Genomic DNA, 11,618 nt, shown 5'->3' on the forward strand with positions numbered 1-11,618 from the left:
GGGCAGCCTAGTGCGGGGCCGCCCGGCGCGTCGGGACGCGGCGCCGGCGCGGGGCCGGCGGGCGCGTCACGACGCGGCGCCGGTGCGCTGCCCCGCGTCGACCACCTCGCCGACGAGGCGCTCGAGGACGTCCTCGAGCATGACCACGCCGCCGACGCGGCCGCTGCCCGGCTCGGTGGCGCGCGCCATGTGCGCCCCCGCGGCCTGCATCGCGACGAGCGCCTCGCGCAGCGGCGCGTCGAGGCCGACGGTCACCAGCGCCCGGACCAGCCCCGGGTCCAGCGGCGCGTCGAGCCGGTCCTCGGGGGTGCCCAGCAGGTCCTTCAGGTGCACGTAGCCGACGAGCGCGCCCCCGGGCCCGCGCACCGGGAACCGGGAGAAGCCGCTGCGGGCGCACAGGGCCTCCAGCGCCGCCACGGACTCCCCCTCGTCGACCGCGACGACCTCCCCGAGCCCGATGGCGGCGGTGCGCACCGTCTCGCCGCCGAAGCCCAGGACCCCGGTGAGGAGCTGGTGCTCGTCGGGGTCGAGCAGGCCCTCGCGCCGCGACTCCTCGACGAAGGCGGCCACCTGGTCGGCGGTGAAGGTCGAGGCGACCTCGTCCTGGGGCTCGACGCGCACCAGCCGCAGCACCGCGTTCGCCACGAGGTTCAGCGCCACGATGACGGGGCGCAGCACGGCCACGACGTACCAGAGCGGGGGGCCGAGCAGCAGGGCGGCGCGCTCCGGGCCGGCGATGGCGAGGTTCTTCGGCACCATCTCGCCGAGCACCATGTGCAGGGTCACCACGACGGACAGCGCCACGACGAACGCCAGGGGGTGCACGAGGCCCTCCGGCAGGCCCAGCCGCTCGAACACCGGCTCGACGAGGTGCGCCACCGCCGGCTCGCCGAGGGCGCCGAGGCCGAGCGAGCACATGGTGATGCCGAGCTGGGCGCCGGCCATCATGAGCGAGACGTGCTCCATGGCCCTGAGCGTGGTGCGGGCGGCCCGCGACCCGGCCTGCGCGCGGGGCTCGACCTGGGTGCGCCGCGCGGAGATGAGGGCGAACTCGGCGCCGACGAAGAAGGCGTTGCCGGCCAGCAGCAGCACCGCGAGCAGCACCGCGGTCAGGTCGCTCACCGCGCACCCCCACCGGGCCGGACGGCGGTGGCGCCGGGGGCGCGGTGCAGGCGCACCCGGTCGACGCGGTGCCCGTCGAGGCGCAGGACCCGCAGGCGCACCTCGACGCGCGGTACGACCCCCTCCTCGCCCGGGTGGGCCACGTCGCGCGCCACGAGGCCCACCTCGTCGCCGACCGCGGGCAGGCGCCCGAGCCGCTCGGTGAGCAGCCCGCCGAGCGTGTCGCTCTCCTGCGCCTCGGGCAGCGCGAGGCCGGTGGTGCCCTCGACCTCGTCGGGGCGCAGCAGCCCGGACAGCGACCAGGCCCCGGCGCCGGCGGCGCGCACCCGCTCGTCGACCTCGTCCTGCTCGTCCTCGATCTCGCCGACGATCTCCTCGACGAGGTCCTCCAGCGTGACGATGCCGTCGGTGCCGCCGTACTCGTCGACCACCACCGCCAGCTGCAGGCCCGCCCCGCGCAGCACCGCCAGCAGCGGGTCGAGCTCCATCGTGCTGGGCACGGCGGGCACGTCCCGCACGACCCGCGACACCGGCGTCGCCGCCCGCTCGGCACGGGGCACGGCCAGGGCGTGCTTGAAGTGCACCGCGCCGACGACGTCGTCGACGCCCTCCCCCGTCACCGGGAAGCGGGCGTGCCCGGTGCGCGCGGCGAGCGCCAGGACCGCGTCGACGGGGTCGTCGGCGCGGACGAACGTGACCCTCGGGCGCGGCGTCATCGCGTCCGCCGCGCGGCGCTCGCCGAACTCGACCGAGCGCGCGAGCAGCTCGGCCTGCGACCGGTCGAGCGTCCCCTCCTGCCCGGAGCGGGCCGCCAGCGAGGCGAGCTCCTGCGCCGAGCGGGCGCTCGCGAGCTCCTCGCGCGGCTCGACCCCGAGCGCGCGCACGACCGCGTTCGCCAGGCCGTTCAGCAGGCGGATGAGGGGGCCGGCCACCGCCGTGGCGCCGCGCTGGGCCCCGGCCACGGCGCGCCCGACCCGCAGCGGCTGCGCGATCGCCCAGTTCTTGGGCACGAGCTCGCCGAGCACCATCTGCACCGCCGTCGCCACGGCGAAGGCGACGGCCAGCGCCACGGCGCTGGTGGCGCCCTCGCCGAGCCCGGCCAGGCCGAGCGGCCCGCGCAGCAGCGTGGCCAGCGACGGCTCGGCGATGAACCCGACGACGAGGCTGGTGACGGTGATGCCGAGCTGCGCCCCGGAGAGCTGCGTGGACAGGGTGCGCAGCGCGGACAGGAGCCCGTCGGCGCGGCGGTCGCCCTCGGCGGCCCGCCGCTCGACCGCGGCGCGGTCGACGGTCACGAAGGAGAACTCGGCGGCCACGAAGAGCGCGTTGGCGCCGATGAGGCCCACCGCGGCGAGCAGCAGCAGCCACTCGGTCACCCGCCGGCCCTCCCGGGCGCGGCGGGGGCGGGCGGGCGCGGGGGACGTCGTCGAGGTGGCATCCCCGCCCAGGGTAGGCGGACCGGCGGGCGCCCCGCGCGCGAGGGCCCGCCGGCGCAGTGCCGACGGGCCCTCGGGCGGGTGGTGCGGGAGGTCAGTCCAGGTAGTCGCGCAGCACCTGCGAGCGCGACGGGTGGCGCAGCTTGGACATCGTCTTGGACTCGATCTGGCGGATGCGCTCGCGCGTGACGCCGTACACCTTGCCGATCTCGTCGAGCGTCTTCGGCTGGCCGTCGGTGAGGCCGAAGCGCATCGAGACCACGCCCGCCTCGCGCTCGGAGAGCGTGTCGAGCACCGAGTGCAGCTGCTCCTGCAGGAGCGTGAAGCTGACCGCGTCGGCCGGCACGACGGCCTCGGAGTCCTCGATGAGGTCGCCGAACTCGCTGTCGCCGTCCTCGCCGAGGGGGGTGTGCAGGGAGATGGGCTCGCGGCCGTACTTCTGGACCTCGACGACCTTCTCGGGGGTCATGTCGAGCTCCTTGGCGAGCTCCTCCGGGGTGGGCTCGCGCCCGAGGTCCTGGAGCATCTGGCGCTGCACGCGGGCGAGCTTGTTGATGACCTCGACCATGTGCACCGGGATGCGGATGGTGCGGGCCTGGTCGGCCATCGCGCGGGTGATGGCCTGGCGGATCCACCACGTGGCGTACGTCGAGAACTTGTAGCCCTTGGTGTAGTCGAACTTCTCGACCGCGCGGATCAGGCCCAGGTTGCCCTCCTGGATGAGGTCCAAGAAGAGCATGCCGCGCCCGGTGTAGCGCTTGGCCAGCGAGACGACGAGGCGCAGGTTGGCCTCGAGCAGGTGGTTCTTCGCCCGGCGGCCGTCCTCGGCGATCCACTCGAGCTCGCGCTTGAGGCGCGGTGCGAGCTTCTCCCCGCCGGCCAGCTTCTCCTCGGCGAAGAGCCCGGCCTCGATGCGCTTGGCGAGCTCGACCTCCTGCTCGGCGTTGAGCAGGGCGACCTTGCCGATCTGCTTGAGGTAGTCCTTCACCGGGTCGGCGGTCGCACCGGCGGTGGCGACCTGCTGCACCGGCGCGTCGTCGTCGTCGTCGGACAGCGTGAACGCCTCGACCTCGCCCTCGGCCGCGACCTCGCCCTCCGCGGGCCCGGCCGGCTCGGCGTCGCCCTCGGGCCCGGTCGCCGGAGCGCCCGGCGCGGCGGCCGGCGCGGCGGCGACCGCCTTGGCGGCGCTCTTGCGCGCCGGCTTGGCGGCCTTGGCCGCCCGCGGGGCGGGGGCCGCGGCGAGCACCGGGGCCTCGACCGGCGCGTCGCCCTCCTCGGGGGCCGGGCGCGTCACGGCGGCCGTGGCGCGCTTCGCGGCGGCGGCCGCGACGACCTTGCGGGTGCGCGGCGCGGGGGCGGCGAGCCCCTCGTCGACCTTCACGGTGACGCCCTCCTCGCTGAGGCTGCGCAGGACGGCCTTCATGCGGGACATGGGGATCGCCGCCTGCTCGAGGACCTGGCGCAGGTCGTCGGGCGTGACGAAGCCCTGGCCCTTGCCCCGCTGGAACAGGTCCTGGACCTGCGGGATGGAGAACTCGGGCGGCAGCGGACGACTCACCGACGACACGAACAACCTCTCGACGAACGGGCGACGGGGCGAGGGCTCCGGCGGCCCGCGGGGATGACCCGCGGGGACGTCCGGGGCGCACGGCCCGGCTGGCAGCGGTCCCCTGCAGCCAGCATGCCCCGGGGACCGGGGCAGGGGCGAGCGCAGGCAACATCCGATTCTGACACGCCGCAGCGGCGGTGGGCGCCCGCCGAGCGCGTGGCGGCACCCGGACGGGGGCGCGGGGCGGGGTCTCGACCGGCCCCCGACCGTCCCTGTACCGGTCCTTTGCCCGCGGTACCGGTCCTCGGCCCGCGCCGCCGGCCCCGGCGCGCTCGCGGGCCGGGCGCGCCGCCCGCTAGTCCTCCTCGGCCTTCACCGCCAGGACGGGGCACGGGGCGTCGAGCAGGATGCGCTGGGCGTTGCTGCCGAGGATGAGCTTGCCGACCGGGCTGCGCCGGCGCAGGCCGATGACGATGAAGTCCGCCGACTCCTCCTCGGCCACGGCGATGAGGTCCTCGGCCGGCTCGAGGCCGCGGACGAGCTGGCGCACCTCGTGCTCGACGCCGGCGGCGGCGAGCTCCTCGCCGACGCGGGCCAGCTCCGCCTCCGAGCGCGCGTTCTCCTCCGCGTCGAGGTCGCGCCCGCCGCGGTGCGAGTTGAGGACGACGAGCTTCGTCCGGCGCAGCCGCGCCTCCTCGGCCGCGCGGCGCAGGGCGGCGCGCCCCTCGGCCTTGGGCACGTAGCCCACCACGATCGTCATCCCCGGCTCCTCCTCCGCCTCGCTGCGTCGGGCCCCCGCGGGCGGCGGGGGCGGCACGGACGCTACTGCACCCCCGGCGTGCCCGCCGCTCCCGCGCGTGCAGCCGACCCGAGGTGAACAGCAGGTGAACGCCCGGGTACGGGCGCGTGGCGTCGGACGGCTCCGGTGGGGCACCATGGGCCCATGCCGCGCCGCACCACCAGCCCCAGCAGCACCGGGACGGGCCCCGCGGGCTCCCCGACCGGTCGCACCGCCGCCGTGCCCACCAGCTCCTACGAGGTGGAGCGCACGTACGCCCTCGCCCCCGACGCCCCGCTGCCCGACCTGGCCGGCGCCGGCGAGGTGGCCGCGGTCGGTGCGGTGAGCACCCACCGGCTCGACGCGACGTACTGGGACACCGCCGACCTGCGCCTCGCCGCCCGCGGGGTGCGCCTGCGCCGGCGCACGGGCGGCACGGACGCCGGCTGGCACGTGAAGCTGCCCGACGGCAGCGGCACCACGGAGGTGCATCTCCCGCCGGGCCGGTCGGGGTCGGTCCCCCGGCCGCTGGCCTCCCTCGTGGCGGCCCTGGTCCGCGACGCCGAGCTCGTGCCCGTGGCGCGGCTGCGCACGCGGCGCACCGAGCACGCGCTGGTGGACGCCGGGGGGACGGTGCTCGCCCTCGTGGCGGACGACGACGTGCAGGGCGAGGCGTACCCCCGGGGGGACGACGGCGGGGACGGCGCCGGCAGCGCTGCGGTCCTCGAGCACTGGCGGGAGGTCGAGGTCGAGCTCGCCCCCGACGCGGACGGGCGCGGCACCGCCGTGCTCGACGCCGTGCAGGAGCGGCTGCTCGCCGCGGGCGCGGAGGCGGCGGAGCACCCGTCCAAGGTCGGGCGCGTCCTGGGGACCACCGGCGCGTCCCCGTGGCCCGGCCGGGCGCCCCGCCCGCGGCCCAAGGCCGCGGCCGGGGACGTGCTGACCGCGCACCTGCGCGAGCAGGTCGACGCCCTGCTGGCGCAGGACGTGCGGGTCCGGCGCGACCAGCCCGACGCCGTGCACAAGATGCGGGTGGCCACCCGCCGCCTGCGCTCGGCGCTGCGCACCTTCCGCCCGCTCCTGGACGAGGAGCGCACCCGGCCGCTGGGCGACGAGCTGCGCTGGCTCGCCGGCGAGCTCGGCGGGATGCGCGACCGCGAGGTGCTGCTGGCCCGCCTCCTCGGCGACGTCGCCGAGCTGCCGGCCGAGCAGGTCCTCGGCCCGGTCGCCGCCCGCGTCGAGTCGAGCCTCACCTCGGACTTCGCGGCGGCGCGGCGCGCGGCGCTCGTCGAGCTGGACGGCCCCCGCTACCGCGAGCTCGTCGGCGCCCTCGTCGAGCTCGCCGCGGCCCCGCCGCTCACCCCGGCCGCCGGCGAGCGGGCCGACCGGGTGCTGCCCCCGCTCGTGCGCAAGGTCCACCGCCGGCTGCTCGCGGAGGTGGAGGCCGCGCGCGCCGGGACGACCGACGAGGCGTACCACGAGGCCCGCAAGACGGCCAAGCGCCTGCGCTACGCCGCCGAGGCGCTCACCCCGGCCTTCGGGGCCGACGCCCGCGAGCTCGCCGGGCGCGCCGAGCAGGTGCAGGAGGTGCTCGGCGAGCACCAGGACTCCGTGGTGGCCCGCGACGAGCTGCGCCGGCTCGCCGGGACCGCCCACCGGGCGGGCGAGGACGGGTTCACGTACGGCCTGCTGTGGGCGCGCGAGGCGGCGCGGGCGGCCGCGGCCGAGGCGGCGGTCGTCGGCGTGGCGGCCCGCCTGCGCGGGGGGAAGGCGAAGGCGCTCTACCGCTGAGCACCGGGCCGGCCGGGTGCTGTCAGCCCCCGCTGGCAGCATGGTCGGCGTGCGCAGCGGACCGAGCGTGCTGCACGTCGACCTCGACGCGTTCTACGCCAGCGTCGAGCAGCTCGACAAGCCGTCCCTCGCGGGGCGGGCGGTCGTCGTGGGCGGCACCGGGCCCCGGGGCGTCGTGGCGACGGCGAGCTACGAGGCGCGCCGGCACGGCGTGCGCTCGGCCATGTCCGGCGCCGAGGCCCGGGCGCGCGCGCCGCACGCCGCCTTCCTCGCACCCCGGTTCGCGGCCTACGCGGCGGTCAGCGGCGTCGTCATGCGGGTCCTGCGCGAGCTGTCGCCGCTCGTCGAGCCGCTGAGCCTGGACGAGGCCTTCGTCGACCTGGCCGCGGGCCCGCTCGGCGACCTCGACGAGGACGGGGTCCGCGCGGCCGCGCACGCGGTCAAGGAGCGGGTGCACGCGCTCACCGGGGTGCGGGCCTCGGTCGGCGCGGCGGGCACCAAGCTGCTCGCCAAGGTGGCGAGCGACCTGGACAAGCCCGACGGCCTCGTCGTCGTGCCGCTCGGCACGGAGGCCGCGCTGCTCGCCCCGCTGCCCGTGACCCGCCTGTGGGGGGTCGGCCCCGCGACGGCCGAGCGGCTGCGCCGCGCCGGGGTGCACACGGTCGGCGAGCTCGCCCAGGTGCCCGAGGCCGAGCTCGTGGGCCTGCTCGGGCAGGCGCACGGCACCGCGCTGTCCCGGCACGCGCGGGGCCTCGACGAGCGGTCGGTGGAGCCCGAGCGCGAGGCGAAGTCGGTGAGCGCCGAGGACACGTTCCCGCGCGACCTCGTCGAGCCGGCGCTGCTCGCCCACGAGCTCGAGCGGCTCGTCGTACGGGTGGTGGACCGGCTGCGCCGCGACGGGCAGACCGGGCGGACGGTCACGCTCAAGGTCCGCCGGCACGACTTCTCGACGCTGACCCGGTCGGTGACGCTCCCGGGCCCCACCGACGACCGGCGCACGGTCGGGCGGGTGGCCCGCGACCTGCTCGCCGGCACCGACGTCTCCGGCGGGGTGCGGCTGCTCGGGGTCGGCGTGTCGGGGCTCGCGGACTGGGCGCAGGCCGACCTGTTCGACGCCGCCGCGGAGGAGCCGGCCGCGGCGGGCGCGGACCCCGCGCCCGCCGCGCCGGTCGCCACCGGGCCCGAGCGGCCGGACTGGTCGCCGGGGCTCGACGTCGTCCACGACGAGCACGGGCGCGGGTGGGTCTGGGGCGGGGGCCTCGGGCGGGTGACGGTGCGCTTCGAGCACCGCGGCACGGCGCCCGGGCCGGTGCGCACCCTGCGTGCGGACGACCCCGCGCTGCACCCGCTGCCCGCGGCGGAGGTCGCGGCGACCGCCGTCCGGGCGCCGCTGGCCGCCGCGGGCGCGTAGGGTCGCGCGCCGTGACGGGACGCATCGTGCTCTTCGGCGCCACCGGCTTCACCGGCGGCCTGGTCGCCGCCGCCCTCGCGCCGCTGCGCGGGGACGCACCCCTGGTCCTCGCCGGCCGCGACCGGGCCCGCCTCGAGGCGCTCGCGTCCCGCCTGGGCGGGTCCGCCGTCGAGGTCGCCGTCGCCGACGCGACCGACGAGGCGCAGGTGGCGGGGCTGGTGGGCCGCGACGACGTGCTCGTCAGCACCGTCGGGCCGTTCGCGCGGCTGGGGCGCCCGGCGGTCGCCGCCGCCACCGGCGCCGGGGCGGCGTACCTCGACTCGACCGGCGAGCCGGCCTTCCTCGAGGAGGTCTTCCGCCGGCACGGCCCCCGCGCCGCCGCCACGGGCGCCCGGCTGCTGCCGGCGTTCGGCTACGACTACGTCCCCGGCAACCTCGCCGCCGCGCTCGCGCTGCGCGAGGCGGGCGGGGAGGCCCGGCGGGTCGACGTCGGCTACTTCCTGCGCGGGCGCGGCGGGCTGTCCACCGGGACGCTGGCCTCGGCGGCCGGCGCGGCGCTGCAGCCCGGCCTGGCCTGGCGCACGGGCGCGCTGCGCCACGAGCGCCCGGCCGCGCGGGTGCGCTCCTTCCACCTCGGCGGCCGCGAGCGGGCCGCGGTCTCGGTCGCCGGCTCGGAGCACCTCGTGCTCCCCCGGTCGTTCCCCCAGCTGCTCGAGGTCGACGTGCTCCTCGGCTGGGCCGGCGACCTCGCCCGCCCCCTGCAGGGCGCGTCGGCGCTCGCGGGCCTGGCCGGGCGCGTCCCCGGGGTCCGCGCCGGCGCCGGCGCCCTCGCCGGGCGCCTCGCCGGGGCCCTGCCCGGCGGCACGGGCCAGGGGCCCTCCCCGCAGGCCCGCGCCCGCACCCGCTCGGTCGCCGTCGCCGAGGCGTTCACCGTCGACGACCGGCTCCTCGCGCGGGTCGTGCTGCAGGGGCCCGACCCGTACGGGCTCACCGGCGCCCTGCTCGCGCGCGGCGCGCTCGCCGCCGCGCAGGGACGGCTGCGGGGCGCGGGGGCGCTCGGGCCGGTCGACGCGCTGGGGCTCGACGGCCTGGGGGCCCTCGCCCGGGACGCGGGCCTCGTCCCGCTCGAGGAGGGCTGAGGAGGGGACGGAGCCGTCGGACCCGGCGCCTACTGTGCTCGACGTGCCTGCCGACCCCGCCCCGCCCGCCCCGACCGCCGACCCCGTCGCCCTGCGCGCGCGGGCCGACGAGCTGCTCCGCGCCCTCGCCGGGCCGGCGGCGCGCCTGCGCGAGGACCAGTGGACGGCGATCGAGGCGCTGGCGGTGCACCGCCGCCGCGCGCTCGTCGTGCAGCGCACCGGCTGGGGCAAGTCCGCGGTCTACTTCCTCGCCACGGCCCTGCTGCGCGAGCAGGGCGCGGGCCCCACGGTCATCGTGTCGCCGCTGCTCGCGCTCATGCGCAACCAGGTCGAGGCGGCCTCGCGCGCCGGCATCCGGGCCCGCACCATCAACTCGGCCAACGTCGAGGAGTGGGACGCGGTGTCCGCGGAGGTGCGCGCGGGCGAGGTCGACGTGCTGCTCGTCAGCCCCGAGCGCCTCAACTCCCCCGGCTTCCGCGACGACGTGCTGCCGCGCCTCGCCGCCGAGACCGGCCTCGTCGTCGTCGACGAGGCGCACTGCATCAGCGACTGGGGCCACGACTTCCGCCCCGACTACCGGCGGCTGCGCGACCTGCTCACCGACCTGCGCCCGGGGGTCCCGGTGCTCGCGACGACGGCCACCGCCAACGCCCGCGTGACCGCCGACGTCGCCGAGCAGCTCGAGGCCGGCGGCGACGGCTCGGCGCCGCTCGTGCTGCGCGGCACGCTCGACCGGCCCAGCCTGCACCTCGGGGTCCTGGCCCTGCCGACGGCGGCCCACCGGCTGGCCTGGCTGTCCGAGCACCTCGACGCCCTGCCGGGCTCCGGGATCGTCTACGCGCTCACGGTCGCCCAGGCCGAGGACGCCGCGGCCCACCTGCGCGAGCGCGGGCACGTCGTCGCGTCGTACACGGGACGCACCGAGGCCGCCGAGCGCGCCCAGGCCGAGCAGGACCTCGTCGCCAACCGGGTCAAGGCGCTCGTGGCCACGTCCGCGCTCGGGATGGGGTTCGACAAGCCCGACCTCGGCTTCGTCGTGCACCTCGGCGCGCCGCAGTCGCCCATCGCCTACTACCAGCAGGTCGGCCGCGCCGGCCGCGGCGTCGACCGGGCGGTGGCCCTGCTCCTGCCGGGGCACGAGGACCAGGACATCTGGCGCTACTTCGCCTCCCTCGCCTTCCCGCCGGAGCCGGTCGTGCAGCACGCGCTCGACGCGCTCGCCGAGGCCGGCCGGCCGGTGTCGACGGCGGCGCTGGAGACCCGCGTCGAGCTCGGGCGCACGCGCCTGGAGCAGATGCTCAAGGTGCTCGACGTCGAGGGCGCCGTGCAGCGGGTCCGCGGCGGCTGGGTCGCGACGGGCCGGCCCTGGGCCTACGACGCCGAGCGGTACGCCCGGGTCGCCGAGGCCCGCTCCCGGGAGCAGCGGGCGATGCTCGACTACCTCGTCGCGCCCGGCTGCCGCATGGCCTTCCTGCGCGACCAGCTCGACGACGAGGGCGTGCAGCCCTGCGGCCGCTGCGACCGGTGCACGGCCCCCTCCTGGCCCACCAGCGTCGACGACGCCGCGGTCGGCGCCGCGGTCGAGGGCACGCGCCGCCCCGGCGTCGAGGTGGCGCCGCGCGCGATGTGGCCGACGGCCATGGCCTCGCTCGGCGTCGACCTCTCCGGGCGCATCCCGGCGGCCGAGCAGGCCGCCCCCGGGCGCGCGCTGGGCCGGCTCAGCGACATCGGCTGGGGACCGCGGCTGCGCGAGGTCGTGGGCCCGGCGGCCGGCGACGGCCCGCTCCCCGACGACCTCTTCGACGGCCTGGTGCAGGTGCTGCGGCACTGGGGCTGGGACGAGCGCCCGCAGGCGGTCGCCTGGGTCGGGTCCGCGCGGCGCCCCGGGCTGGTGCGCGCCACCGCCGAGCGCCTCGCCGCGGTCGGCCGGCTCGCCCTGCTCGGCTCCGTCCGGCGCTCCGGCGGGCCCGACGTCCCCGAGCAGGTCGCCCGGGTGAACTCCGCCCAGCGGGTCCGCGCCCTGCACGGCGCCCTGCGCCCCGACCCCGACCTCGCCGCCGCCCTGCCCGGGCTGCGCGGCCCCCTGCTCCTCGTCGACGACGTCGTCGGCACCGGCTGGACCATGGCCGTCGCCGCCCGCGAGCTGCGCCGCGCCGGCGCCCCCGCCGTCCTGCCGCTGGCCCTGGCCCTCGACGCCTGAGGCGCGGGGCCGGCGGCTCACGGGCGTTCGGGGGCTCCGAGGGTCCGGCGGCTCGGGGGGTTCGAGGGCTCGGGGGGTTCGAGGGCTCGGGGGGTTCGAGGGCTCGGGGGGTTCGACGGCTCGGGGGTCCGGGGGCTCGGGCGGCACCGCACGCCTCACCCCGCCGCGATCATGCACCTCGCCGGCGGCGAT

The 11,618-nt window shown here is 78.5% G+C and carries 8 protein-coding genes; 4 read left to right on the plus strand and 4 right to left on the minus strand.

What is annotated here, in order from left to right; translation table 11 throughout:
* Window positions 1-66 precede the first annotated feature (66 nt).
* The 4 genes from D5H78_RS08475 to D5H78_RS08490 form a co-directional block, all read right to left on the minus strand.
* Entirely contained in the window at window positions 67-1,122 is a 1,056-nt protein-coding gene (locus tag D5H78_RS08475; protein WP_119950016.1) for a hemolysin family protein, read from the minus strand.
* Window positions 1,119-2,498 carry a hemolysin family protein gene (locus tag D5H78_RS08480; protein WP_119950017.1) on the minus strand — a complete coding sequence of 460 codons (1,380 nt, stop codon included), beginning with the start codon at window positions 2,496-2,498 and terminating at the stop codon, window positions 1,119-1,121. The genes D5H78_RS08475 and D5H78_RS08480 overlap by 4 nt, the downstream gene beginning before the upstream one ends.
* A gap of 154 nt (window positions 2,499-2,652) precedes the next feature.
* Window positions 2,653-4,131, minus strand: a complete 1,479-nt coding sequence (locus D5H78_RS08485; RefSeq protein WP_119950018.1) for an RNA polymerase sigma factor — start codon at window positions 4,129-4,131, stop codon at window positions 2,653-2,655.
* Window positions 4,132-4,462: 331 nt separating this feature from the next.
* Window positions 4,463-4,867, minus strand: coding sequence for a universal stress protein (locus D5H78_RS08490; RefSeq protein ID WP_119950019.1), 405 nt, complete (start codon window positions 4,865-4,867; stop codon window positions 4,463-4,465).
* Between the two features lie 183 nt (window positions 4,868-5,050).
* On the opposite strand from D5H78_RS08490, the gene D5H78_RS08495 reads away from it, so the two are divergent.
* From D5H78_RS08495 to D5H78_RS08510, 4 genes are read left to right on the plus strand one after another with little or no spacing between them, the layout of a single operon-like run.
* Entirely contained in the window at window positions 5,051-6,676 is a 1,626-nt protein-coding gene (locus D5H78_RS08495; RefSeq protein ID WP_119950020.1) for a CYTH and CHAD domain-containing protein, read from the plus strand.
* A 49-nt stretch (window positions 6,677-6,725) separates the two neighbouring features.
* Window positions 6,726-8,087 (plus strand): DNA polymerase IV, encoded by a 1,362-nt coding sequence (locus tag D5H78_RS08500; RefSeq protein WP_177891191.1) that lies wholly within the window; start codon window positions 6,726-6,728, stop codon window positions 8,085-8,087.
* Window positions 8,088-8,098: 11 nt separating this feature from the next.
* Window positions 8,099-9,226: a saccharopine dehydrogenase family protein gene (locus D5H78_RS08505; protein ID WP_119950022.1), complete on the plus strand. Its 1,128-nt coding sequence runs from the start codon at window positions 8,099-8,101 to the stop codon at window positions 9,224-9,226.
* A 43-nt stretch (window positions 9,227-9,269) separates the two neighbouring features.
* Complete coding sequence (locus D5H78_RS08510) at window positions 9,270-11,426, plus strand: RecQ family ATP-dependent DNA helicase (RefSeq protein WP_165865661.1); 2,157 nt, start codon at window positions 9,270-9,272, stop codon at window positions 11,424-11,426.
* Window positions 11,427-11,618 lie beyond the last annotated feature (192 nt).

The organism is Vallicoccus soli, from assembly GCF_003594885.1.
GTDB lineage: Bacteria > Actinomycetota > Actinomycetes > Motilibacterales > Motilibacteraceae > Vallicoccus > Vallicoccus soli.